Source organism: Streptococcus nakanonensis, assembly GCF_059738785.1.
This window is the reverse complement of the sequence record NZ_AP027139.1, coordinates 1417103-1442480: the sequence shown is the minus strand read 5'-3', so window position 1 is coordinate 1442480 and position 25378 is coordinate 1417103. Positions and strand designations below refer to the sequence as shown.

Sequence of the window (25378 nt, the reverse complement as noted above, 5' to 3'; positions counted from 1 at the left end):
TTCAAACTTCCAATACACTAGCTGTTTCCATAGCATGACTTCTGCACTAGACTTTCTTTTCCGAATAAATAGATAGAACCATAGAATCTAGTAAACCTAGAATTAAAACTGTGGTATAATATTAGCAATAAAAGGAATCTGGAGGATCAGAATCATGGTATCAACGAAAACGCAAATTGCTGGTTTTGAGTTTGACAATTGTTTGATGAATGCAGCAGGTGTGGCTTGTATGACGATAGAGGAGCTGGAAGGGGTTAAAAACTCAGCGGCAGGAACCTTTGTCACAAAGACTGCGACTTTGGACTTTCGTCAGGGTAACCCTGAACCACGTTATCAGGATGTTCCACTTGGTTCTATCAACTCTATGGGCTTGCCAAATAATGGCTTAGACTATTATTTGGACTACCTTTTGGATCTGCAGGAAAAAGAGCCAAACCGAACTTTCTTCTTATCTCTAGTCGGCATGTCTCCAGAGGAAACCCATACTATCTTGAAAAAAGTCCAAGAGAGTGACTTCCGTGGTCTGACTGAGCTAAATCTTTCTTGCCCAAATGTTCCAGGAAAACCACAGATTGCCTATGATTTTGAGACAACTGACCTGATTTTGTCAGAGGTGTTTGCCTACTTTACCAAACCTCTTGGAATTAAGCTCCCACCTTATTTTGATATTGTTCACTTTGATCAAGCAGCTGCTATTTTCAACAAGTATCCACTCAAGTTTGTCAACTGTGTCAACTCTATCGGGAACGGCCTCTATATAGAAGATGAGTCTGTCGTTATTCGTCCTAAAAATGGTTTCGGTGGCATTGGTGGGGAGTATATTAAACCAACTGCTCTAGCTAATGTTCATGCCTTTTATCAACGCTTAAATCCTCAAATTCAAATCATCGGAACAGGTGGCGTGTTGACTGGTCGTGATGCCTTTGAACATATCCTCTGTGGAGCAAGTATGGTGCAGGTGGGAACCACCCTTCATAAGGAAGGTGTCAGTGCCTTTGATCGCATTACCAATGAACTGAAAGAAATCATGGCGGAAAAAGGGTACGAGAGCCTAGAAGATTTCCGTGGGAAATTGCGCTATATTGACTAAATTAAATCTAAAAATCAGAAGAAAGGAGAGACGATGCTAGCCATTGAAGAAAGTCAGAAGTTGACTTTATCAAATTTACCTAGTCTGAGCCTATTTACAGGGACAGATCAGGGTCAGTTTGAAGTGATGAAGAGTCAAGTATTGAAACAGATTGGCTATGATTCTGCTGCCCTCAACTTTGCCTACTTTGATATGAAAGAAGTAGTTTACAAGGATGTGGAACTGGAGTTAGTCAGTCTTCCTTTCTTTGCGGATGAAAAAATCGTGATATTAGACCATTTTGTTGATGTCACGACTGCTAAAAAGCGCTTTTTAACAGATGATGAGCTTAAGTCGTTTGAGGAATACCTTGATAACCCTTCGTCAACAACTAAGTTGTTGATCTTTGCTGAAGGAAAGCTGGATAGCAAAAGACGGTTGGTTAAATTACTTAAGCGTGATGCCAAGGTCTTTGATGCAGTAGAAGCCAAAGAACAAGAATTGCGCCAGTATTTCCAAAAGTGGAGCCAGAAACAAGATCTGCAGTTTACCAATCATTCTTTTGAAAATCTCCTCATCAAATCGGGTTTTCAATTTAGCGAAATCCAGAAAAATCTCCTCTTTTTACAGTCCTATAAGCAAGACTCTGTTATCGAGGAGGAGGATATTGTTAACGCAATTCCCAAGACCTTGCAGGACAATATTTTTGATTTAACTCAGTTTATTCTGACTAAAAAGATGGACCAGGCGCGCGATTTGGTTAGAGACTTGACCTTGCAAGGTGAAGATGAAATTAAACTGATTGCAGTCATGCTAGGGCAATTTCGAACTTTTACTCAGGTGAAGATTTTGGCGGAGTCTGGGCAAACAGAATCGCAGATTGCAAGTAGTCTAGGAAGTTTTCTCGGACGCAATCCTAATCCCTATCAAATCAAGTTTGCGCTGAGGGATTCACGAGGACTTTCCTTGAACTTTTTGAAGCAAGCTATTTCTTATTTGATTGAGACAGACTATCAGATTAAAACAGGCCTTTATGAAAAAGGTTTCCTTTTTGAAAAGGCACTCCTACAGATTGCTAGTCAGATCAATTGACATTTTTTTGAAACTACAACTCGCGTCAACATTATCTTGTCGTGGGTTTCTTGCTGATTTGCTTGTTTTATACTCAATGAAAATCAAAGAGCAAACTAGGAAACTAGCCGCAGGTTGCTTAAAGCACTGCTTTGAGGTTGTAGATAAGACTGACGAAGTCAGCTCAAAACACTGTTTTGAGGTTGTGGATAGAACTGACGAAGTCAGTTACATATATCTACTACAAGGCGACGTTGACGCGGTTTGAAGAGATTTTCGAAGAGTATGATTAGAAAGTATTTCAGTGATTTCTTCATCTATAAGCAAAAAACTTGAAAAAAGTAAATGTTTGCGTTATCATTTTCATATAGAAAGAAAAAGAGGTATTACAGATGGCTATTATCTTACCAGATCTTCCATATGCATACGACGCTTTGGAACCATACATCGATGCGGAAACAATGCACTTGCACCATGACAAACACCATCAAACTTATGTCAACAATGCTAATGCAGCTCTTGAAAAACACCCTGAAATAGGTGAAGACCTTGAAGCCTTGCTTGCTGATGTAGAATTTATCCCAGCTGATATCCGTCAAGCACTTATCAACAATGGTGGTGGACACTTGAACCATGCTCTTTTCTGGGAATTGATGACTCCAGAGAAAACAGCTCCTTCAGCAGAACTTGCAACAGCAATCGATGCAACATTTGGTTCATTTGAAGAATTCCAAGCAGCCTTCACTGCAGCAGCAACAACTCGTTTCGGTTCTGGCTGGGCATGGTTGGTTGTCAACAAAGAAGGGAAGCTTGAAGTGACTTCAACAGCAAACCAAGACACACCAATCTCAGAAGGTAAAAAACCAATCTTGGGCTTGGACGTTTGGGAACATGCTTACTACGTGAAATACCGCAACGTGCGTCCTGACTACATCAAAGCTTTCTTCTCAGTGATCAACTGGAACAAAGTAGATGAATTGTACGCAGCTGCTAAATAATGATAGTTGGAGGGAAGAATTGTTCTTCTCTTTTTAAGGTTATATTATTTTGGTCTGACAAAATCGTCAGACTTTTTTCATTTTTATGAGAAACGTGCTAACTGCTAGAAATTATGGTAGAATAAAGTATTAAGTAATCGTGAAAAAGGATATCTATGCGAAAAGAAATTGCACCTGAATTATACAACTATAACAAGTTTCCTGGTCCTGAGTTCCATTTACATGGGGACAAGGTTGAAACGGAAGGGATAGCTTTTTCCTTGGTGGAAAATATCAAGGATGCCTTTGATGTGACGGCTTTTAATCAGCGTTTTTCAGAAGTCTTAACCAAGTTTGATTTTATCGTGGGGGACTGGAGCAACGAACAGCTTCGCCTACGAGGTTTTTACAAGGATGACCGAACAGAGGAAAATCTTGAAAAAATCAGTCGTTTACAAGACTACCTTTTAGAGTATTGTAGTTATGGTTGTGCCTATTTTGTCTTAGAAAATGAAGCCCCTAAGCGCGCATCATTTGACAAGAAAATGCGTAAGAAGGAAGAAGAAACACCTTCTAAAAAAGGAAAGAAACCGACTCAAACCAAACGAAAACCGAATGCAGATAAGAAAAATAGACGTCGTCAGAAAGACCAGCATTCTCAGAAAGAGGACAAGGGACAACGTCATTTTGTCATTCGTCAGAAGTGAGTAGAGAATAAGGAGAAGAAATGAAACCGTCAATTTATAGTTTAACACGTCAAACCATGCAGGAATGGGTTTTGGAGCAAGGAGAAAAGAAATTCCGTGCAGATCAAATCTGGGAATGGCTCTACCGTAAACGTGTCCAGTCATTTGAAGAAATGACCAACCTTTCAAAAGATTTGATTGCTAAGCTTAATGACCAATTTGTAGTCAATCCCTTGAAACAACGTATTGTGCAAGAGTCTGCTGATGGGACAGTTAAATATCTTTTTGAATTGCCAGATGGTATGTTGATTGAGACGGTACTTATGCGTCAACACTACGGTTTATCTGTCTGTGTGACCACTCAGGTCGGCTGTAATATTGGTTGTACCTTCTGTGCCTCTGGTTTGATTAAGAAACAACGTGACCTTAATAATGGGGAAATAGTAGCGCAAATCATGCTGGTTCAGAAATACTTTGATGAGCGTGGTCAGGACGAACGCGTCAGCCATATCGTTGTCATGGGAATTGGTGAACCATTTGATAACTACAACAATGTCTTAAATTTCGTTCGTACTATCAATGATGACAAGGGAATGGCAATCGGTGCTCGTCACATTACGGTTTCAACCTCAGGTTTGGCCCATAAAATTCGTGATTTTGCTAATGAAGGGGTTCAGGTTAATCTTGCCGTTTCCCTTCACGCACCTAACAATGAATTGCGCTCAAGCATCATGAAGATTAACCGTGCCTTTCCGATTGAAAAACTCTTTGCGGCTATTGAGTACTACATTGAGACAACTAATCGTCGTGTGACCTTTGAGTATATCATGCTCAATGAAGTCAATGACGGTGTAGAACAAGCCTTGGAATTGGCTGAATTGCTCAAGAACATCAAGAAATTGTCTTATGTAAACTTGATTCCTTATAACCCAGTTAGTGAGCATGACCAATATAGCCGTAGTCCTAAAGAGCGCGTCCTGGCCTTCTATGATACGCTTAAGAAAAAAGGGGTTAACTGTGTTGTTCGTCAAGAGCATGGTACTGATATTGATGCAGCTTGTGGACAATTGCGTTCCAATACAATGAAACGTGACCGCCAGAAAGCAGTCGCAGCAGTCAATCCTTAATTATGAAGAAGACTTATAATCATATTTTGGTCTGGGGAGTTATTTTCTATAGCATTTGCATTGTCTATTTTTGCTTTACTCCTCAAGAACAATCTCCCGTGGGGGTGGAAACTCCAGGTATTCAGCATCTTGGACGCCTGGTTTTTCTTTTGACTCCTTTCAATTCTCTTTGGAAACTGGGCGAAGTGAGTGATGTAGGACAATTATCTTGGATTTTTTTACAAAATATCCTCAATGTCTTCTTACTTTTTCCTTTGATATTCCAACTCCTTTATCTCCTTCCAAACTTGCGAAAAACAAAAAAGGTGCTACTTTTTAGCTTTCTAGTGAGTCTTGGAATTGAGTGTACGCAGTTAGTCTTGGATTTTTTCTTTGATTTCAATCGCGTCTTTGAGATTGATGATTTGTGGACTAATACCTTGGGTGGCTATCTGGCTTGGTTTCTCTATAAACAATTACATAAAAACAAGATAAGGAATTAAAATGAGTATTTTAGAAGTTAAAAATCTGAGTCATGGTTTTGGTGACCGTGCAATTTTTGAAGATGTGTCCTTCCGTCTCCTCAAGGGAGAACATATCGGCCTGGTCGGTGCCAATGGTGAAGGGAAATCAACCTTTATGAGCATTGTGACTGGTAAAATGCTGCCAGATGAAGGGAAGGTTGAGTGGTCCAAATATGTGACCGCTGGTTACTTGGATCAGCACTCCGTCCTTGCTGAAGGGCAGTCGGTACGCGATGTTCTCCGTACAGCCTTTGATGAGCTTTTCAAAGCGGAAGCCCGGATCAATGACCTCTATATGGAAATGGCTGAAGACGGAGCAGATGTTGATGCTCTCATGGAAGAAGTGGGAGAACTTCAAGACCGTCTGGAGAGTCGTGATTTCTATACCTTGGATGCTAAGATTGACGAAGTAGCGCGTGCCCTTGGTGTCATGGACTTTGGCATGGATACAGATGTAACCTCTTTGTCAGGTGGGCAAAGAACCAAGGTGCTTTTGGCTAAACTCCTCCTTGAAAAGCCCGATATCTTGCTTTTGGACGAGCCGACCAACTACTTGGATGCTGAGCATATTGACTGGCTCAAGCGCTATCTCCAAAACTATGAGAATGCCTTTGTCCTTATTTCGCATGATATTCCATTCTTGAACGACGTGATTAATATTGTCTACCATGTGGAGAATCAACAGCTGACGCGTTATTCTGGTGATTACTACCAGTTCCAAGAAGTCTATGCTATGAAGAAATCTCAGCTAGAGGCAGCCTACGAACGTCAGCAGAAAGAGATTGCGGACCTCAAGGACTTCGTCGCTCGAAACAAAGCGCGTGTTGCAACACGAAATATGGCCATGTCTCGTCAGAAGAAATTGGATAAGATGGATATTATCGAACTGCAAAGTGAGAAACCAAAACCATCCTTTGATTTCAAACCGGCTCGTACACCAGGGCGCTTTATTTTCCAAGCCAAGGATTTGCAAATTGGTTATGATCGTCCTCTGACCAAGCCTTTAAATCTTACCTTTGAACGTAATCAAAAGGTTGCTATTATCGGGGCAAATGGTATCGGGAAAACAACTCTCTTGAAGTCTCTCTTGGGAATTATCCCGCCAATAGCTGGGGAAGTGGAACGCGGTGACTACCTAGAACTCGGTTATTTTGAACAAGAAGTAGAAGGTGGTAATCGTCAAACACCACTAGAGGCTGTTTGGAATGCATTTCCAGCTCTCAACCAAGCTGAAGTCCGTGCAGCCCTTGCCCGTTGTGGTCTGACAACTAAGCATATTGAAAGCCAAATTCAGGTCTTGTCAGGAGGGGAACAAGCCAAGGTTCGTTTCTGTCTCTTGATGAATCGTGAAAACAACGTTTTAGTGTTGGATGAGCCGACCAACCATTTGGATGTGGATGCCAAGGATGAACTCAAACGCGCTCTTAAAGAGTACAAGGGATCTATTCTTATGGTCTGCCACGAACCAGACTTCTATGAAGGCTGGATGGACCAAATCTGGGATTTTAATAATCTAACTTAAAAATGAGGATAAAAGAAATACAGTACCGAATGTGGATACTGTATTTTTTGGTTTTTAAGATTTAAAATCGTAGTCTTTCACCACTTCGATGCTATCGATAGTAATAGCAGTAGTTGGCTTGTCTTTTTCATCTTTTTCGGCTTTGGCAATCTTATCCACAACATCCATACCGTCAATCACTTGGCCAAAGACTGGGTGTTTTCCATCTAGACTAGGGTTTCCCCCTTCTTTATAGGCTTCGATAATTTTCTTTGGATACTTGCTTGTAGGGAGTTTAGCAGAGGTATCTGTAGAGTTTTGGTTGATGAAGAACTGGCTGCCATTGGTGTTTGGTTGACCAGTATTAGCCATAGAAAGAGCACCACGGATGTTATAGAGATAAGGAGTAATCTCGTTTTTGAAACCAGTTCCCTTGTCTTTAGCCTTATCCTTGTCATGCCAGATGGACTGACCACCTGTACCGTCCCCTTTTGGATCTCCAGTTTGAACCATGAAGCCATCGATGACACGGTGGAAGGTAATGCCGTTATAGTAGCCTTCTTTGGCATGAGTTAGGAAGTTTTCAACCGCTAGAGGAGCGAGTTTAGGGAAGAGTTTGATACGGATATCTCCTTGACTTGTGTGGAGAATCACTTCAGCCTCGTTTTCAGCAACTTCTTTAGATAGTTGTGGGAAATTGGCGTTTTCGTTTGTTAAAGCATCGTTTAGCTCCTTGGCAGATTGGGCTGCTGCTTTGGAGCTTTCCTCAGCGGCCAAGCTAGAATCTACATAGTCATCACCACGCAAACTACGTTGGATGTTGCTACATCCAGCTAGAGCTACAGTGGATAGTAAAAGAAGAGTTGCTAGTTTTTTCATTCTGTTCCTCTCAAAAATTCATTTCTACCATTGTACCCTAAAAGGAAGGGGATTTCAAATATTAGTGACAAGGTGGTTTTAGAGAAAGTCAACTAAAAAGTCACTTGCTTTGGGGCATCAATGCCATAAGTGTACTCAAAGTATTTAGGAAACCAGGTCATAAGAAAGCTCGTAAAGCATCACAATTAGCAAACGTTAATTCGAAAGAATTACTATATTTTAAAAGAGCACATTTTCAAAGGATTTTTTCTTTTGGCTTCGATTCCTAATGAATCAATGAACTGAATACTAGGTCTCGAAAAGAATTATGCTTCCTCTTGCTGTCTGAGTTCAAAGAGGTCTTCTACTTTCAGATTAAAAACTTGAGCAATTTTAAGAGCCATCTCCAGCGAAGGATTGTAACGGTTATTTTCCAAGTGCAGAATTGTCTCGCGTCGAATGCCGATGCGGTCGGCTAACTCCTGCTGGGTCATGCCTGTGGACTCACGAACAGATTTAAGCTTAGTAATAATATTGCTTTCTTTGGCCATGCTTATCCTCTACGTTCCAAGATAAAATAGACAACCGCAAAGATGCAAATCAAGGCAGCTATGCTAATAAATATCTGGCCCATGTAAAGAGTGAGAGACCCCATATACCCAATGATAACTGCTAGGATCATCAGTGCGCCTAGTATAAAAACAAACATCAAGCTAGCTGCCTTGGCTAAATTAGCATAAAAGCGTTCGTCCGGAGTTTCCTTGACATTTTTCAAAGAGAAAAAACCAAATACAATCACTTCAATAACGAGGCCAATTCCCAAAATCCATTCTTTAATACCAGAACTTTCGCTTGGGGTCGCAACCCAAATTCCTACTGTATAAAAAATGCTTGCTGCAAACACAAGTATCGTGTAAAGCTTAGCAGACAAGTCAAAAATAATCTTTCCCTTACCTTTCTGACTCTTATGTATCCAGCCCCAAATAGCCACAATTTGACCTAACACTGAAATACCAGTAATAACTAACTTGGGTCCCCAACTAAGATTAGAACCAAATAAAACAATAAAATCAATAAAGAGAGCTACGGCAATCATTGCAATGAGGCCACGCATTTTTTGACTTTTTTTCATGATAGACTCCTTTTTTATGTTATAAATATATAACACTTAAATTTTATGTTATAAATATATCACATTTAAATTTAGAAAGCAAGAATTTATGTGCCAAGGTGGCAATTATTTGAAAAAATTTTTTAATAAAAATCCTCGCTAGTCAAACAACTAAAGAATTCTTTGAAGCAATGCATCGGATTTGGTTTGGATAGTTTCGTTAATAATATTTGATGATAAAGAATTTTTGGAAAATCTAGATACTGTATGAATCTCTACTTTTTCTTAGACTGTTATAAAGTCTTTCAGAATAAGCTTTGTAGGTGTAGAAGTTAATTTTTACAGAACTAAATTATTCTCCTATTTAGAATCTATTAATTCATATTTTATAAATTAATTAGTAGATATCGTTCTTAAAATCCTTGATATTTCGTTTGGGAACGGGCTTGGGATTTAGAAGTCAAGCATCCAAATCACGTTCAGGAGAGATGAAGGGCTTAACTTGGTGGTCTTTATAAAATGTTTCTAATACTCTTCGAAAATCTCTTCAAACTACGTCAGCTTTACCTTGCCGTACTCAAGTACAGGCTGCGGCTAGCTTCCTAGTTTGTTCTTTGATTTTCATTGAGTATAAAATAGTATTCACGGATAGCTTCTTTCAAACATTTATTTCCTACTTCTAACAAATTTCTAAATGGTTTAAGAATTTTATAGTCTGTCAAGTTTTTTTCTTGACACCTGTCAGAAATCTGCTATAATAGAACATGTGCTAAATAGCTCAGCTATTTCACCGAAATAAAAAATAAGAAAAGAGACTTTAAAAATGGCAGTTAAAATCCGTTTGACTCGTATGGGTTCTAAGAAAAAACCTTTCTACCGTATCAACGTAGCAGATTCACGTTCACCACGTGACGGACGTTTCATCGAAACAGTTGGAACTTACAACCCACTTGTTGCTGAAAACCAAGTAACTTTGAAAGAAGACCGCGTTCTTGCATGGTTGGCTGATGGAGCTCAACCTTCAGATACAGTTCGCAACATCCTTTCAAAAGAAGGCGTATTGAAAAAATTCCACGATTCTAAATTCGCAAAATAAGTTTAAAGTAGGTTGACAAATGGATACGATTGAAAATCTCATTATTGCGATTGTGAAACCCTTGATTTCACAACCAGATGCCTTAACTATCAAGATTGAAGATACACCAGAATTTTTGGAATATCATTTGAATCTTGATCAAAGCGATGTGGGTCGTGTAATCGGTCGTAAGGGTCGCACTATTTCTGCGATAAGAACGATTGTCTACTCTGTTCCAACTGAAGACAAAAAAGTAAGAATCGTTATTGATGAAAAATAAGAAGAGCGGGACGAATGTCTCGCTTTTTTGCGAGAAGTGTAAAATTGCATCCATTAAGTACCAACATGAACGTGATTTGGAAGGATTTTTGAATGGAAAGTAGAGATGTTGTCCCCTTCCTCCAACTTGAGAAAATCTTTGGAACGTGATAAAATAAAGGATAAGGATTTTTAATAATTCATTATATAGAATGAGTGGATTTCTTTATGAAGAGGATTGAAGTATCTACAGAAATTGGTAGTCTCTCTGTTACTTATCAAAAGCAAAAGAAAATGCTAGTTTGTTTAAGTGGCGCAGGTTTGCTACCAAGTTATGAAAATTTTTCACTTATACTTGAAAAACTTCCTCCTACAATTGGTTATTTGACAATTGATTTTCCGAACACAGGTAGGAGTCCGATTCATGACCAATCTGACAAAAATCTGGATAATCTTGTAGATGCAGTTTATGAAGTACTTGAAGAATTAGGGATTTCTGAATATATACTTTGTGTACATAGTTTGAGTGGAATTTTAGCTTGTAAATTGCTCAACAAACCAATTAAGTGTCAGGCTTTAGTAGCAATTGAACCGACAACTAAAAACGTCATGTTTGCTGATTTTTCAGAAAATCCTTATCCAGAATGGAAGAGCAGATGAGGCTGATTGAGGAGTGTGGTCCTGAACTTTATTTTAAGAACTTAACTCAAGCAACATTTAGTCCTGAAATCAATAAAGAAATCTGGGAAATAATGCAAGAAAAAGGCTTAGAGTTAGAAAAGCAAAATCCAGGATTTCAGATATCTGGAGAGATTACTGAGGAAGATTTTGAGGATGTATCAATACCAGATTGTATCCCTGTATTTGTTTTTTGTCAGCCTTATAGAGAAAAAGAGTACAGAGAATCAGAATATTGGACTTCCAATACTAAACTCATTTTAGGAGGGAATCACCATTATTTACAGTGGTCTGAATCCGAAAAAATTGCGACTATTATTCGAGAATTGTCAGAATAAGATGGAAAGAAGGAGACTACAGGAGACAAGATGAACTACTTTAATGTTGGGAAAATCGTCAATACGCAAGGGTTGCAGGGTGAGATGCGAGTCTTGTCTGTGACGGATTTTGCAGAAGAACGGTTTAAAAAAGGTACTGGGCTGGCTTTGTTTGATGAAAAAGATCAGTTTGTTCAAACAGTGACCATCGCTAGTCACCGTAAACAGAAGAACTTTGACATTATTAAATTCAAAGATATGTACCATATCAATGCTATCGAAAAGTATAAGGGATACAGTCTTAAGGTCGCTGAGGAAGATTTAAACGATTTAGACGATGGTGAATTCTACTATCACGAGATTATCGGTTTGGAAGTTTATGAGGGTGATAACTTGATTGGAACCATCAACGAAATCCTGCAACCAGGTGCTAACGATGTCTGGGTGGTCAAGCGAAAAGGCAAGCGTGACTTGCTCTTGCCTTATATCCCACCAGTGGTTCTCAATGTTGATATTCCAAATAACCGCGTCGATGTGGAAATCTTAGAAGGGTTAGACGATGAAGATTGATATTTTAACCCTCTTTCCAGAGATGTTTTCTCCACTGGAGCACTCAATCGTTGGAAAGGCTCGAGAAAAAGGGCTCTTGGATATCCAGTATCATAACTTCCGAGAAAATGCTGAAAAGGCCCGTCATGTAGATGATGAGCCCTACGGAGGCGGTCAGGGGATGTTGCTCCGAGCCCAACCCATTTTCGATGCCTTTGATGATATTGAAAAGAAAAATCCGCGCGTCATTCTCCTCGATCCTGCTGGAAAGCAGTTTGATCAGGCTTATGCTGAGGATTTGGCTCAAGAGGAAGAGATAATCTTTATCTGTGGGCACTACGAGGGTTATGATGAGCGTATTAAGACCTTGGTGACAGATGAGATTTCCCTGGGGGACTATGTCTTGACTGGTGGAGAGTTGGCGGCTATGACCATGATTGATGCGACGGTTCGCCTGATTCCAGAAGTGATTGGTAAGGAGTCCAGCCACCAAGATGATAGTTTTTCTTCAGGCCTTCTCGAATATCCTCAGTACACACGTCCCTATGATTATCGAGGCATGGTTGTCCCAGATGTACTGATGAGTGGACACCATGAAAAGATTCGTCAGTGGCGATTGTATGAGAGTTTAAAGAAAACCTACGAGCGCAGACCAGATTTGTTAGAAAATTATCAACTGACAGCAGAAGAAGAAAAAATGCTGGCAGAAATCAAAGAAAACAAAGAATAAAGGAGAAACCTATGCAAGTAATCAAACGTAATGGCGAAATTGCTGAATTTAATCCAGATAAGATTTACCAAGCTATCTTAAAGGCAGCCCAGACTGTCTATGTATTGACAGATGATTTACGTCAAAACCTTGCACAAGTCACTAAGAAAGTGGTTTTGGATTTGGAAGAAGCCAAGGTGGAACGTGCTACTATTAGCATGATTCAATCTATGGTTGAACATCGTTTATTGGGTGCAGGTTACATTACCATTGCAGAACACTACATTTCTTATCGTTTACAACGTGACTTGGAGAGAAGTGGTTATGGAGACCATATCGCTGTTCATTTACATTTTGAACAAGTTCGCTAAGAAAAAAGAGTGGGATGAAGTAACTACATCTCACTCTTTCTTAAATCTATTTTTTTGGGCTGTTTGGACAGTTGAAGGGACAAATCGCAGGCGTTGAATATCGCTTATGCGGATAATACGGCTTACATTTTTGGCAAAATTTTTAACTATAATTTGCTGGCCTTGTTGATCGTATTTGATGATGTCACCTGTAAAACTTGTCTCAGACAAGATAAGGTGAACAGCGGTTTGTTTCTGTATAGCCTCTTCAATAGTGGCTGTAAGGGAGTTGCTTTCAGTCTGGTCAGGTTGGTCATGTCCATTTAAAAAGTCATGTATTTTATCTAGAACTTGCTGGAATTTATGTCTCATAGTGGCCTCCCTTCTTTTATATCAATATTATATAAAATTTTCCTAAAATCTACAAGATTTTACGAATAATCAAATGAAAGCTAAAAAAGGAGAAGAAAATGGCAGAATTTACATTTGAAATCGAAGAGCACTTGTTGACTCTTTCTGAAAACGAAAAAGGTTGGACCAAGGAAATCAACCGTGTGAGCTTTAATGGTGCTCCTGCAAAGTTTGATATTCGTGCTTGGAGTCCAGATCATACTAAAATGGGCAAAGGGATTACTCTCTCCAATGAAGAATTTCAAACAATGGTGGATGCCTTTAAAGGCAACTAAGTTTTCAAAATGAAAGAAAAGGATACTGAGTCATGATAACTCGATATCCTTTTTTAGTTAGTAAAGTAAGCCTGATTTTTAAGGCGCTGAAGTAGTGGACGACTAATAAGACTAATAGCAAGAAGTTTACCAAGGTCTGGGATAATAAAGGGAAGAACTCCCACAACAAGAGCTTTTTCAAATGCCATTCCAGCAAGGAAATGCAAGCTGAGAATCCCTCCGACAAAGACAAGGGCATCACCCAAGAGGTTTGCAAGAAAAATCTTGACAACACCACTTTTGCTGTTAGTTAGGAAAGAAGTAAGTCCAGAGTAAACGAGATAAAACCAAAGATAGCCTGCAGTAGGGCCAACTAAAGCCTGAAATCCAGCTCCGCCTCCTGCAAAGACAGGAAGACCGATAGCACCTAGAAGAAGATAGAGTCCAACAGAAAGTACAGCCTCCCTCGGTCTAAAGACAGTAGCAATCAAGCCGATTGCAAAGTTTTGCAGAGTGAAGGGGACAGGTCCAATTGGAAGACTGATTTGTGCCAAAACAGCAATGAGAGCAGCCCCAATAGCAGGGATAGCATAAACGTGAGCTTTTTTCAAAATAGTTAACCTCTTTTCTGATGTATAGTAACTATTATACTCGTAGGAAAATTATTGTCAACCGATTTTTGAAAACAAGATAACAAAGAGTGTAACGGCCGATTTGATTCACAAGAGAAGTTGGATAATTGTTTTTTATCGATTTGTAAATCGCCTTTATAGATAATCCCATTTTATCAATAAAAAATATACTATAAATACTTGACAAACTAAAATATTAGTATTAAATTAATATTGTAAACACTTACAAAAAAATGTGTTCAATTTTAAAATAGAGAATTATTACTGAGTTTTTGTCAAATATTATAATTCAAGGAGAAGTAAAATACAAAAAATTTACTAAGAAGAAGTTCATTTTGCTGGCTACAAGTTTTTTCAGTTTTGGATTTGCTATTACAGCTAGTGTTGGTAGTGCAACTACAGCAATCCCAGTTCTATATCCGATTATTGATTTATGGAAGTATGGTGTAAGTGATAGCTATGGTTATTCGAATTGCTTTGTTAGTTCTTCAAATAATATTAGTTCAGAGTCATCAGTAACGAATATTTTGGGAACGTTAAAGTTCACGATAAAAAAGATTATAGATGGACATTTTCAAGCAAAAAATTTGAAATGATGTTCGATTAAATGCACATTGGGATTATTATAGATTTTAAAAAATAATTTATGAAAACAAGAGACCCAATTATAAAATAGAGTCTTTTGTCATATGGTAATTGCTTATGAAATTAAAATTATGTATCATTGGATTCTTCTTTTGTTTGATTGCTACAATTGGTCTGGTCACTATTAGTGATACCGAAATCCCCATACCTTTGCCAATTGATGGTGCTTTTTCTATCCAAGGAAAAAGTAATCTTTCTAATAACGAAATATACGAAATGATTCGTGACTTATCAAAAACGGAAAAGGTTACCATTTACAAGCCAATCGTTCAGAGTTCGGGTCAGTTGAAGTATGTAAACTTTGATGATGTAAATAATGAACAATTAAAGTCAGCACCAATAGTAGGGATGTATTACACACTTGGGAAAATAGATGTAGATAGTTTGAAACCACTTACGATGACTGGACTACAAACAGTATATATGGCTTATCCTTGGTATATAGGAGGAATATTACAATTTACTGGAACTTTAAGAATACTGTTAATGGGTTCAATTTACTTAACTTTATTAGTTGTTTTATTTGTTGTTAGGACGAGGCAGATCAAAGAAGGAGTGATACGACGTTCTTTGGGCTTGCCTGTATACGACCTTAGAAGAGAGTATGTCATTTCTCTTATTTTTGAACTGATTATGATGGCTTTATTGATGATTTCTTACAGTTCTTTTTTGGGTAATGGTTTCTTCACCTATAGTTCTAAGTTATTTTTCTCTCTGCTTTTAACGAATTTTATACTATTTCAAATCATTGATCTTATTACTTTTGTTTTATTTTGGTTGACGATTCAGATTGAAAAGCCCATTGAAATTATCAAAAACAAGGCGAAAAATAAACTTATTTTTGTAGTATGGCTTGTCATCATTTCGATTATCATTCTTGTCTCAGGAATTTTTTTACAAGAAACAAAGAGTAGTCAATCTAGTATTAACATACAAATACAGAATTTAGTACCATGGGACACAGTAAAAGACTGGAGAAGGATTGAGTTCCTTGGAATTGAAAGTAACTCTGCTAAAAATGGAGAAGTTAGTGATTCAGATGGTCAGTATCTACAAATAGTTGCTGCCTTAAAAAACTTAGATTTTTTATATATAGAACGATCTTCGGCATATGTTCCAGATTTCATGAAAACTTCGCATGTTATAGAAAATTTTTCTAAACAATTAGAAAATGACGGGATAACGAATCCAGAAATAAATAAAGAGTTGATTTATATTAATCAAACAGGTGCTAACCTACAAAATAAAGTGAATGGAACAAACTATCATCTTTTAGATAATAAAATAGCAACCATCTATATTCCTGAGAAGTGGAAAGAAAACCAGAAATCTATTGAGAATACAGTTGTAGCAGAACAATTTATTGGAACAAACTATACAAAAGAACAGCTTGCAGTACAAATAATTCCTGATGGGGAAAAATTTTTTATTTTAATGAGGATGCTGATAATAATCTTAAAATGAAAGATATTTTACCGCTGGCAAATGTAGCAGATAGTAAAGATAATATAGTTGTTGTTTTAGATACGGACAAAATGATGGAAAATAATAAGTTTTCTTTGGCTAGTAACATACTATATAAATCTCTTTTTAGTCCTGAAGCGGTAAAAAAAATAAATGAGATGACTGTCCCGTTGAATTTCTCAATGAATCCAGTAGATGTTTACCAAATTGTGAAATTAAAGATCCAATCCTTAGAGCACCAAATTTTACTTTCACAAATCTTGCAGAAGATAATTTACAGTATTGTCTTTATACTCATTTATCAATATGTCCAACTTTTTATTACTCTAAAACAGAATGAATATGTGAAAAAAATCATTTTGGGTCTGTCAAAAACATATATAGCAATTTCAAGTCTCAAATATTTTATGATGACTATTACAATGGTTATTCTATTTACATTTCTTATGACAGGGCAAATAGAGTTGCTATATATTGGAGTGGCTTCTCTGCTAGTTTTGATGTTGTCAATCATAATGAGTTTTAGGAAATTATCTGAAAGCTACACTAAAATTTTAAAAGGAGATGAATCATGACAATTGACCTTTTGAACGTTTCAAAGAGTTTCGGCTCAAAGAAGATCTTTACAGACTTAAATTTAATATTTGAATCTGGAAAAAGCTATGCATTGATTGGAGGTTCTGGCTCCGGTAAAAGTACCCTTCTTAATATTATAGGAAGATTAGAAAAAATTGACAGTGGGAATGTTTTAGTTGATAAACAAGATATTTGGAATATAAAAGAAAGAACTTTTTTTAAAAATACTGTTGGATATGTATTTCAGAATTATTCTTTAATAGATAACAAAACAGTATATGATAATCTGAGCCTTATCACTAAAGACAAAAAAACAATAACTGACGTACTTGAAAAAGTAGGACTGTCAAGTGACTATTTACATCAAAAAATATACGAATTGTCTGGTGGGCAGGCTCAACGTGTAGCTATTGCCAGAATGTTAATGAAACCACGTAAAATTATTTTAGCAGATGAGCCCACAGGAGCTTTAGATGGTGAGATTGGAAAAGAAATCATTCGTTTGTTATTAAATGAAAAAGATGAAGACAAATATGTTATAATAGCGACGCATGATCCAGCTGTCTATAACGAAGTTGATGTGATAATTGACATGAAAGATATAGGGTATAATGTATGAAAAAGATAATTTATATTGCTTTGATCTTTGTAGCTGGGTTACTTGCCTTCTTCTTTTTTGGAAAACAAATGATTACAAAAGAAAATATCAATAAGCCAACGGTAGAGTTAACAGTCTATACGCTTTCTTCTAGTGATACAGAAAAATGGAATAAAGTGAGACAAGTAGAAACGGAAGAGGCTATATACTTCATAACTGTGAAAGAAGCAGAGTCTTCTGAAGAAGTATTTTCAAACATCATTGCAAATGGAGCTGCTACGGGGTTCGGAGTTCGTGAAGAAGAAGTGAAGAAATTCAATAATGGTTTAGGAGACACTCTAGAGGACTCTAAGCATAATAAACTAATTGAAATAGAATTTTTTACTTTTTCTGATGATGGCGAGGGATTTGTGGTAGCAAACTTTGACTACGGTAAAGAAGACTTGAATTCTCAGAAAAAAGATATAAAAGAGTTATATAAAAAAATATATGAATCTTTTAAAGAAAAGAATAAATGATTGTATTATAATCCGTGTATTTTGCTATGGTTTGTTAATTGATTTTTGCATATCTTACTTCAACATACTATAAAATAAGACATAAGAAAACGAGTATCTCCAACTACGGAAATACTCGCTTTTTGATATTTAGAAGTGTTTTTTGCTCTGCTTCTTTTATTTCGATTAACGCATGGTTACAAATTCTTCGGATGCAGTTGGGTGAATCGCCACAGTTGCATCAAAGTCAGCCTTGGTTGCTCCCATTTTGATAGCAACGGCAAATCCCTGAATCATTTCATCAACGCCGTAGCCAATTCCATGAAGTCCGACAACTTTTTCTTCTGAACCAGCTGTGATCAATTTGAAACGAGTTTCTTGACGGTTGCAAGTGCAAGCAGAGTACATAGAAGTAAAGCTTGATTTATAAACCTTGATTTGGTCTTGACCGTATTCTTTAATAGCTTGTTCTTCTGTCAAACCAACAGTTCCGATAGCAGGGTGTGAAAAGACAACAGTTGGAATAGTTGAGTAGTCCATTTTAGCAGTTGTTTTTCCGTTAAAGAGACGTTCAGACAAAGTACGTCCAGCTTTGATAGCAACTGGAGTTAGTTCTTTTTCGCCTGTTACATCACCTAGAGCGTAGATTCCTTCAATAACAGTATTTTGGTATTCATCCACTTGGATAAAGCCACGTTCGTTCAGAGTTACTCCAGCTTTTTCAAGTTGCAATCCCTTAACGTTTGGACGTCGGCCTGTAGCCCAGATAACTTGGCTAGCTGTGTGACTAGTACCATCTTCGAAATGAATGGTAATGCCTTCAGCAGTTTTTTCTAACTTAACAGGGACTTTGTGAGTGTGAAGTGGTAAGTTTGTTCTTTCCATTTCCTTGACCAGACCTTCAACGATGTAAGAATCAAAACCACGTAAAGGACGATCACGACGAACAAAGAGGTCTGTCTTGACACCAAAGGTGTGGAGTACGCCAGCCAATTCAACGGCAATATAACCAGCGCCTAGAATAGCAACTGACTCTGGCAATTCTTCCCAAGCAAATACATCATCAGAAGAGCCACCTAGTTCAGCACCAGGAACGTCTGGAATACTTGGATGGGCACCAGTAGCAATCACGATATGTTTAGCACGAATCAGTTCACCATTTACGCTGACAGTATGAGAATCTACAAATTCAGCATGGCCTTCAATTAAGTCTACACCGTTGCGTTTAAAACTGCCATCATAAGAAGAACGAGCGCGATCGATGTAGGCTTCACGATTACGACGTAGGGTTGCAAAGTCAAAGTTAAGATCAGTAGTCTTAAAGCCGTAGTCTTCTCCAAATTGATGGAAAGTCTCAGCAATTTGTGCTCCGTACCACATGATTTTTTTAGGAACACAGCCGACGTTGACGCAGGTTCCACCTAGTTTCTTTTCCTCAATAACGGCCGCTTTGGCTCCATGTTCACCAGCACGGTTCATGGTGGCAATTCCTCCGCTACCTCCACCGATAGCAATGATATCGTATTCTCTCATTGAAAACTCCTTTGTACTCTTTTAAATAGTAGAGTGTCATTTTTTGATAGTCATATTCTATCTTTTTTTTGATTTGATTGCAAAAATCTGCTACGTTCAAAAAAATTCAAGAAAAGGCTTGCAAAAAAGAAAAATAAAGTGTATTATATAACTAGTACAATGATTGTAAAATAAATTCCGAACAATAATTAAATCCTGAAATGTCATTATTTCGTTCTGAAATGTTATTGTTTCAAATTGATAATTTTTGTATAATATTGTTAAGAACTTTAAATCAAAAAGGAGTTTCATTATGAAAAAGAATGGTAAAGCTAAAAAGTGGCAATTGTATGCAGCAATCGGTGCTGCCAGTGTAGTTGTATTGGGTGCCGGGGGGATTTTACTCTTTAGACAACCCTCGCAAACCGATGTTAAGGATGAAATACCACATCTAGTAGTGGCAAAAGAGGGAACTGTTGCTTCGTCGGTTTTATTGTCAGGAACAGTAACGGCAAAAAATGAACAATACGTTTATTTTGATGCTAGCAAGGGAGATTTAGATGAAATCCTTGTTTCTGTGGGCGATAAGGTTAGTGAAGGGCAGGCTCTAGTCAAGTACAGTAGTTCAGAAGCGCAGGCGGCCTATGATTCAGCGAGTCGAGCAGTAGCTAAGGCAGATCGTCATATCAATGAACTCAATCAAGCACGAAATGAAGCCGCTTCAGCTCCGGCTCCTCAAGCCTCTGCGCCAGCAGGAGGAGAAGATGCAACGGTGCAAAGTCCAACTCCAGTGGCTGGAAATTCTCTTGCTTCTATTGACGCTCAGTTGGGTGATGCCCGTGATGCTCGTGCAGATGCAGCAGCACAATTAAGTAAGTCTCAAAGTCAGTTAGATGCAATGACGGTTCTCAGTACCCTAGAGGGAACTGTGGTCGAAGTCAACCACAATGTTTCTAAATCTCCAACAGGAGCTAGCCAAGTAGTCGTTCATGTCGTAAGTAATGAAAACTTGCAAGTTAAGGGAGAATTGTCTGAATATAACCTCGCCAACCTATCTGTAGGTCAAGAAGTAAGCTTTACTTCTAAAGTGTATCCTGATAAAAAATGGACTGGGAAATTAAGCTATATTTCTGACTATCCTAAAAACAATGGTGAAGCAGCTAGTCCAGCTGCCGCAGCTTCTGGTAATTCTGGTTCTAAATATCCATACACTATTGATGTTACAAGTGAAATCGGTGATTTGAAACAAGGATTCTCAGTAAGTGTTGAGGTCAAAAATAAGAGTAAAGCCATTTTGGTTCCTCTAACAAGTGTTGTGACTGAAAATGATAAGAACTATGTCTGGGTGCTTGACGAGCAGAAAAATGCCAAGAAAGTGGAAGTTGGTTTGGGTAATGCTGATGCAGACAACCAAGAAATCACTTCAGGTCTGACAAATGGAGTCAAGGTCATCAGTAACCCAACGTCTTCTCTAGAGGAAGGAAAAGAGGTGAAGGCTGATGAAGCAACTAATTAGTCTAAAAAATATCTGCAGAAGTTACCGTAACGGTGACCAAGAACTGCAGGTTCTCAAAAATATCAACCTAGAAGTGAATGAGGGTGAATTTGTTGCCATCATGGGACCATCTGGTTCGGGTAAGTCTACTCTGATGAATACGATTGGCATGTTGGATACACCAAGTAGTGGAGAGTATTATCTTGAAGGCCAAGAAGTGGCTGGACTTGGTGAAAAACAACTAGCCAAGGTCCGCAACCAACAAATCGGTTTTGTTTTTCAGCAGTTCTTTCTTCTATCTAAACTCAATGCTCTGCAAAATGTAGAATTGCCCTTGATTTACGCAGGAGTTTCGGCTTCAAAACGGCGCAAGTTAGCTGAGGAATATCTAGATAAGGTTGAATTGACTGAGCGTAGTCACCATTTACCTTCGGAATTATCTGGTGGTCAAAAGCAACGTGTGGCTATTGCGCGTGCCTTGGTAAACAATCCTTCTATTATCCTAGCAGACGAACCGACAGGAGCCTTGGATACCAAAACAGGTAACCAAATCATGCAACTATTGGTTGACTTGAACAAAGAAGGAAAAACTATTATCATGGTAACGCATGAGCCTGAAATCGCTTCTTATGCTAAACGCCAGATTGTCATTCGAGATGGAGTTATTTCATCTGATAGTGCACAGTTAGAAAAGGAGGAAAACTAAGATGCAGAATCTGAAATTTGCCTTTTCATCTATCATGGCTCATAAGATGCGTTCTTTGCTTACCATGATTGGGATTATTATAGGTGTTTCATCAGTTGTTGTGATTATGGCTCTAGGTGACTCCCTATCTCGTCAACTCAACAAAGATATGACCAAATCTCAGAAGAATATTAGTGTCTTTTTCTCTTCTAAAAAAAGTAAAGATGGGTCTTTTACTCAGAAACAATCAGCTTTTACGGTTTCTGGAAAAGAAGAGGAAGTTCATGTTGAACCACCAAAACCGCAAGAATCTTGGGTCAAGGAGGCAGCCAAACTCAAGGGAGTGGATAATTACTATGTAACCAACTCAACGAACGCCATCTTGACTTATAAAGATAAAAAAGTTGAAAATGCCAATTTGACAGGTGGAAACAGAACTTACATGGACGCTGTTAAGAATGAAATTATTGCAGGTCGTAGTCTAAGAGAGCAAGATTTCAAAGAGTTTGCAAGTGTCATTTTGCTAGATGAGGAATTGTCCATTAGTTTATTTGGCTCTCCACAAGAGGCTATTAACAAGGTTGTAGAAGTCAATGATTTTAGTTACCGAGTCATTGGGGTTTATACTAGTCCAGAGGCTAAAAGGTCAAAAATATATGGGTTTGGTGGCTTGCCTATTACTACCAATATCTCCCTTGCTGCGAATTTTAATGTAGATGAAATAGCTAGTATTGTCTTTCGAGTGAATGATACCAGTTTAACTCCAACTCTGGGTCCAGAACTGGCACGAAAAATGACAGAACTTGCAGGCTTGCAACAGGGAGAATATCAGGTGGCAGATGAGTCGCTTACATTTGCAGAAATTCAACAATCGTTTAGTTTTATGACGACGATTATCAGTTCCATCGCAGGGATTTCCCTCTTTGTTGGAGGAACTGGTGTTATGAACATCATGCTGGTTTCTGTTACAGAGCGTACCCGTGAGATTGGTCTCCGTAAGGCTTTGGGTGCAACGCGTGCCAATATTTTAATCCAGTTTTTGATTGAATCCATGATTTTGACCTTGTTAGGTGGCTTAATTGGTTTGACAATTGCAAGTGGTTTAACTGCCTTAGCAGGTTTGTTACTGCAAGGCTTGATTACGGGTATAGAAGTTGGAGTATCAATCCCAGTTGCCCTATTTAGTCTTGCAGTTTCGGCTAGCGTGGGTATGATCTTTGGAGTCTTGCCAGCCAACAAGGCATCGAAACTTGACCCAATCGAAGCCCTTCGTTATGAATAAGATCAACAAGATGGACACTCGTCTATCTTGTTTTTGTATAGATTTCCCTATCGAAAATCCTTAAAAATGTGATATAATGAAGTGTTAGAAAAACAGGTTTCATTTGCCTGGAAAGGAAAAATTATGTCTGAAAAGAATTTTTATATTACAACGCCGATTTACTATCCATCTGGGAAACTTCATATCGGTTCTGCCTACACAACCATCGCCTGTGATGTCCTAGCCCGTTACAAACGCCTAATGGGCTACGATGTCTTTTATCTGACAGGTCTTGATGAGCATGGTCAAAAGATTCAACAAAAAGCGGAAGAAGCTGGCATTACACCACAAGCCTATGTTGATGGAATGGCAGTTGGAGTTAAAGAACTCTGGCAATTACTAAATATTTCATACGATAAATTTATCCGTACAACTGATGACTACCACGAAAAAGTTGTCGCACAGGTCTTTGAGCGCTTGCTGGCTCAAGATGATATTTACTTGGGTGAATACTCTGGCTGGTATTCAGTATCAGATGAAGAATTCTTTACAGAAAGCCAGCTTGCAGAAGTATTTCGTGATGAAGCTGGAAATGTGACTGGCGGTATTGCTCCATCAGGTCACGAGGTTGAATGGGTATCCGAAGAATCATACTTCCTTCGCCTCAGCAAATACCAAGACCGTTTGGTAGACTTTTTCAAGTCCCATCCTGAATTTATCACTCCAGATGGTCGTCTCAATGAAATGCTACGTAACTTCATCGAGCCAGGTTTGGAAGATTTGGCGGTATCTCGTACAACCTTTACATGGGGAGTGCCTGTCCCATCAAATCCAAAACACGTTGTCTACGTTTGGATTGATGCCCTTCTTAACTATGCGACAGCTCTTGGCTACGGTCAAGACGAACATGGTAACTTTGATAAGTTCTGGAATGGAACAGTCTTCCACATGGTAGGGAAAGACATCCTTCGTTTTCACTCCATCTACTGGCCAATCCTTCTTATGATGTTGGATGTTAAATTACCTGATCGTTTGATTGCCCATGGTTGGTTCGTCATGAAAGACGGCAAGATGTCTAAATCTAAAGGGAATGTGGTTTACCCTGAAATGTTGGTAGAGCGTTATGGACTAGATCCACTTCGTTACTATCTCATGCGTAGCCTTCCAGTTGGTTCAGACGGAACCTTCACTCCAGAAGACTATGTAGGCCGTATCAACTATGAATTGGCCAATGACCTTGGGAATCTCCTTAACCGTACGGTTTCTATGATTAACAAGTATTTTGATGGTCAAATCCCTGCCTATGTAGAAAGTGTGACTAAATTTGACAATGCTCTTGCTCAAGTAGCTGCTGAATCAATTGCTGATTACCATAAATACATGGAAGCAGTTGACTACCCACGTGCCCTTGAAGCAGTCTGGACCCTTATCTCTCGTACTAATAAATACATCGACGAGACAACTCCATGGGTCTTGGCTAAGGATGAAGCACTTCGTGACCAATTAGCAAGTGTCATGAGCCACTTGGCAGCCAGCCTCCGCGTCGTAGCACACTTGATTGAGCCATTTATGATGGAAACCAGTCGTGCAGTTTTGAATCAACTTGGTCTAGCAGAAGTTTCTAGCCTTGAAAACTTAAATCTAGCAGACTTTCCTGCAGGTGTAACAGTAGTTGCTAAAGGAACACCAATCTTCCCACGTCTCGATATGGAAGAAGAAATCGCCTATATCAAGGAACAAATGGAAGGCAACAAGCCAGCTGTCGAAAAAGAATGGAATCCAGATGAAGTTGAACTCAAACTAAACAAGGAAGAAATCAAGTTTGAAGACTTTGATAAGATTGAAATCCGTGTCGCAGAAGTCAAAGAAGTGTCTAAAGTAGAAGGTTCAGATAAGTTGCTTCAATTCCGCTTGGATGCTGGTGATGGTGAAGACCGTCAAATTCTCTCAGGGATTGCTAAGTACTATCCAAATGAACAAGAATTGGTTGGTAAGAAAGTTCAAATCGTTGCTAACCTCAAACCTCGTAAAATGATGAAGAAATATGTCAGTCAAGGGATGATCCTCTCAGCTGAATATGATGGAAAATTAACCCTTCTCACAGTTGATCCAGCTGTACCAAACGGAAGTGTGATTGGGTAAAAGTAGACAGGACTAGTTCATGCTAGTTCTGTTTTTTTATGTACACTCAATGAAAATCAAAGAGCAAACTAGGAAGCTAGCCGCAGGTTTCTCAAAGCACCGTTTTGAGGTTGTAGATAGAACTGACGAAGTCAGCTCAAAACACTGTTTTGAGGTTGTGGATAGAACTGACGAAGTCAGCTCAAAACACTGTTTTGAGGTTGTGGATAGAACTGACGAAGTCAGTAACCATATCTACGGTAAGACGACGCTGACTTTGTTTGAAGAGATTTTCTAAGAGTATCAACTATTATGCTTTACAAACTAGTGTGAAGTGGTATATTATAGATGAAGCTACTAGTAAGTATTACAAAATAGATAGAAGGGG

The 25378-nt window shown here is 38.5% G+C and carries 28 protein-coding genes and 2 pseudogenes; 24 read left to right on the top strand and 6 right to left on the bottom strand.

All coding sequences use genetic code 11. From position 1 onward, the window contains the following. The first annotated feature begins 154 nt into the window (after positions 1-154). The 8 genes from AC6I9F_RS07010 (at position 155) to AC6I9F_RS06975 (ending at position 6955) form a co-directional block, all read left to right on the top strand. Positions 155-1090: a dihydroorotate oxidase gene (locus AC6I9F_RS07010; protein ID WP_498021301.1), complete on the top strand. Its 936-nt coding sequence runs from the start codon at positions 155-157 to the stop codon at positions 1088-1090. Between the two features lie 33 nt (positions 1091-1123). Further along, on the top strand, positions 1124-2161 hold the full coding sequence (holA, locus tag AC6I9F_RS07005; RefSeq protein ID WP_498021299.1) for a DNA polymerase III subunit delta: 1038 nt from the start codon (positions 1124-1126) through the stop codon (positions 2159-2161). Positions 2162-2237: 76 nt separating this feature from the next. Then, positions 2238-2408, top strand: a complete 171-nt coding sequence (locus tag AC6I9F_RS07000) for a hypothetical protein (protein ID WP_498021297.1) — start codon at positions 2238-2240, stop codon at positions 2406-2408. Between the two features lie 124 nt (positions 2409-2532). Further along, complete coding sequence (gene sodA / locus AC6I9F_RS06995; protein ID WP_498021296.1) at positions 2533-3138, top strand: superoxide dismutase SodA; 606 nt, start codon at positions 2533-2535, stop codon at positions 3136-3138. A 155-nt stretch (positions 3139-3293) separates the two neighbouring features. Then, the gene (locus tag AC6I9F_RS06990) at positions 3294-3824 is read left to right on the top strand and encodes a YutD family protein (protein WP_261074896.1); all 531 of its coding nucleotides are present in this window, start codon (positions 3294-3296) and stop codon (positions 3822-3824) included. Positions 3825-3844: 20 nt separating this feature from the next. After that, on the top strand, positions 3845-4930 hold the full coding sequence (gene rlmN, locus AC6I9F_RS06985; RefSeq protein WP_000804760.1) for a dual-specificity RNA methyltransferase RlmN: 1086 nt from the start codon (positions 3845-3847) through the stop codon (positions 4928-4930). Next, a complete protein-coding gene (locus AC6I9F_RS06980; protein ID WP_112443485.1) occupies positions 4930-5412 on the top strand; it encodes a VanZ family protein in 483 nt (160 codons plus the stop codon). The genes rlmN and AC6I9F_RS06980 overlap by 1 nt, the downstream gene beginning before the upstream one ends. A 1-nt stretch (position 5413) precedes the next feature. Then, positions 5414-6955 (top strand): ABC-F family ATP-binding cassette domain-containing protein, encoded by a 1542-nt coding sequence (locus AC6I9F_RS06975; RefSeq protein WP_000025378.1) that lies wholly within the window; start codon positions 5414-5416, stop codon positions 6953-6955. Positions 6956-7009: 54 nt separating this feature from the next. Here AC6I9F_RS06975 and AC6I9F_RS06970 read toward each other — a convergent pair whose 3' ends face one another. The 3 genes from AC6I9F_RS06970 to AC6I9F_RS06960 all read right to left on the bottom strand — a co-directional run bounded on the left by AC6I9F_RS06970 (position 7010) and on the right by AC6I9F_RS06960 (position 8924). Beyond that, complete coding sequence (locus AC6I9F_RS06970) at positions 7010-7813, bottom strand: peptidylprolyl isomerase (protein ID WP_485710990.1); 804 nt, start codon at positions 7811-7813, stop codon at positions 7010-7012. 305 nt (positions 7814-8118) lie between these two features. Further along, positions 8119-8343 (bottom strand): helix-turn-helix transcriptional regulator, encoded by a 225-nt coding sequence (locus AC6I9F_RS06965; RefSeq protein ID WP_449161681.1) that lies wholly within the window; start codon positions 8341-8343, stop codon positions 8119-8121. A gap of 2 nt (positions 8344-8345) precedes the next feature. Further along, positions 8346-8924, bottom strand: a complete 579-nt coding sequence (locus AC6I9F_RS06960; protein WP_498021295.1) for a DUF3796 domain-containing protein — start codon at positions 8922-8924, stop codon at positions 8346-8348. Positions 8925-9726: 802 nt separating this feature from the next. On the opposite strand from AC6I9F_RS06960, the gene rpsP reads away from it, so the two are divergent. From rpsP to AC6I9F_RS06930, 6 genes and pseudogenes are all read left to right on the top strand, one after another. Then, positions 9727-9999: a 30S ribosomal protein S16 gene (gene rpsP / locus AC6I9F_RS06955; protein ID WP_049511451.1), complete on the top strand. Its 273-nt coding sequence runs from the start codon at positions 9727-9729 to the stop codon at positions 9997-9999. A gap of 19 nt (positions 10000-10018) precedes the next feature. Then, entirely contained in the window at positions 10019-10258 is a 240-nt protein-coding gene (kphA, locus tag AC6I9F_RS06950; RefSeq protein ID WP_000379620.1) for an RNA-binding protein KphA, read from the top strand. A 206-nt stretch (positions 10259-10464) separates the two neighbouring features. Next, positions 10465-11252: pseudogene (locus tag AC6I9F_RS06945) on the top strand (alpha/beta fold hydrolase). A 30-nt stretch (positions 11253-11282) separates the two neighbouring features. Next, on the top strand, positions 11283-11801 hold the full coding sequence (gene rimM / locus AC6I9F_RS06940; protein ID WP_498021293.1) for a ribosome maturation factor RimM: 519 nt from the start codon (positions 11283-11285) through the stop codon (positions 11799-11801). After that, positions 11791-12510: a tRNA (guanosine(37)-N1)-methyltransferase TrmD gene (gene trmD, locus AC6I9F_RS06935; RefSeq protein ID WP_498021291.1), complete on the top strand. Its 720-nt coding sequence runs from the start codon at positions 11791-11793 to the stop codon at positions 12508-12510. The genes rimM and trmD overlap by 11 nt, the downstream gene beginning before the upstream one ends. Before the next feature lie 11 nt (positions 12511-12521). Further along, complete coding sequence (locus AC6I9F_RS06930) at positions 12522-12860, top strand: ATP cone domain-containing protein (protein ID WP_001196048.1); 339 nt, start codon at positions 12522-12524, stop codon at positions 12858-12860. A 30-nt stretch (positions 12861-12890) separates the two neighbouring features. Here AC6I9F_RS06930 and AC6I9F_RS06925 read toward each other — a convergent pair whose 3' ends face one another. Further along, positions 12891-13211, bottom strand: a complete 321-nt coding sequence (locus tag AC6I9F_RS06925; RefSeq protein WP_498021289.1) for a hypothetical protein — start codon at positions 13209-13211, stop codon at positions 12891-12893. A 98-nt stretch (positions 13212-13309) separates the two neighbouring features. Here AC6I9F_RS06925 and AC6I9F_RS06920 point away from each other — a divergent pair, with 98 nt between their 5' ends. Then, positions 13310-13525, top strand: a complete 216-nt coding sequence (locus AC6I9F_RS06920) for a YdbC family protein (protein WP_000807422.1) — start codon at positions 13310-13312, stop codon at positions 13523-13525. Between the two features lie 53 nt (positions 13526-13578). On the opposite strand, the gene AC6I9F_RS06915 is transcribed toward AC6I9F_RS06920, so the two are convergent. Continuing rightward, positions 13579-14115 (bottom strand): biotin transporter BioY, encoded by a 537-nt coding sequence (locus AC6I9F_RS06915; protein ID WP_498021278.1) that lies wholly within the window; start codon positions 14113-14115, stop codon positions 13579-13581. Positions 14116-14408: 293 nt separating this feature from the next. Here AC6I9F_RS06915 and AC6I9F_RS06910 point away from each other — a divergent pair, with 293 nt between their 5' ends. From AC6I9F_RS06910 to AC6I9F_RS06895, 4 genes and pseudogenes are all read left to right on the top strand, one after another. Then, on the top strand, positions 14409-14732 hold the full coding sequence (locus AC6I9F_RS06910) for a hypothetical protein (protein ID WP_498021276.1): 324 nt from the start codon (positions 14409-14411) through the stop codon (positions 14730-14732). A gap of 106 nt (positions 14733-14838) precedes the next feature. Then, positions 14839-16820 (top strand): annotated as a pseudogene (locus AC6I9F_RS06905) (bacteriocin-associated integral membrane family protein). Beyond that, entirely contained in the window at positions 16817-17440 is a 624-nt protein-coding gene (locus AC6I9F_RS06900; RefSeq protein ID WP_173217624.1) for an ATP-binding cassette domain-containing protein, read from the top strand. The pseudogene AC6I9F_RS06905 and the gene AC6I9F_RS06900 overlap by 4 nt, the downstream one beginning before the upstream one ends. Beyond that, positions 17437-17937, top strand: coding sequence for a hypothetical protein (locus tag AC6I9F_RS06895; RefSeq protein WP_498021274.1), 501 nt, complete (start codon positions 17437-17439; stop codon positions 17935-17937). Before AC6I9F_RS06900 ends, AC6I9F_RS06895 begins: the two co-directional genes overlap by 4 nt. 165 nt (positions 17938-18102) lie before the next feature. Here the strand turns inward: AC6I9F_RS06895 and gor are convergent, their stop codons facing one another. Then, the gene (gene gor, locus AC6I9F_RS06890; protein ID WP_487797573.1) at positions 18103-19449 is read right to left on the bottom strand and encodes a glutathione-disulfide reductase; all 1347 of its coding nucleotides are present in this window, start codon (positions 19447-19449) and stop codon (positions 18103-18105) included. Between the two features lie 289 nt (positions 19450-19738). Here gor and AC6I9F_RS06885 point away from each other — a divergent pair, with 289 nt between their 5' ends. The 5 genes from AC6I9F_RS06885 to AC6I9F_RS06865 all read left to right on the top strand — a co-directional run bounded on the left by AC6I9F_RS06885 (position 19739) and on the right by AC6I9F_RS06865 (position 25288). Further along, a complete protein-coding gene (locus tag AC6I9F_RS06885) occupies positions 19739-20944 on the top strand; it encodes an efflux RND transporter periplasmic adaptor subunit (RefSeq protein ID WP_498023200.1) in 1206 nt (401 codons plus the stop codon). Next, positions 20928-21629, top strand: coding sequence for an ABC transporter ATP-binding protein (locus tag AC6I9F_RS06880; RefSeq protein ID WP_173213720.1), 702 nt, complete (start codon positions 20928-20930; stop codon positions 21627-21629). Before AC6I9F_RS06885 ends, AC6I9F_RS06880 begins: the two co-directional genes overlap by 17 nt. 1 nt (position 21630) lies before the next feature. Then, positions 21631-22890, top strand: coding sequence for an ABC transporter permease (locus tag AC6I9F_RS06875; protein ID WP_498021271.1), 1260 nt, complete (start codon positions 21631-21633; stop codon positions 22888-22890). Between the two features lie 123 nt (positions 22891-23013). Further along, positions 23014-25011 (top strand): methionine--tRNA ligase, encoded by a 1998-nt coding sequence (gene metG, locus AC6I9F_RS06870; RefSeq protein ID WP_498021269.1) that lies wholly within the window; start codon positions 23014-23016, stop codon positions 25009-25011. 49 nt (positions 25012-25060) lie between these two features. Further along, entirely contained in the window at positions 25061-25288 is a 228-nt protein-coding gene (locus AC6I9F_RS06865; RefSeq protein WP_498021267.1) for a hypothetical protein, read from the top strand. The last annotated feature ends 90 nt before the right edge of the window (positions 25289-25378 follow it).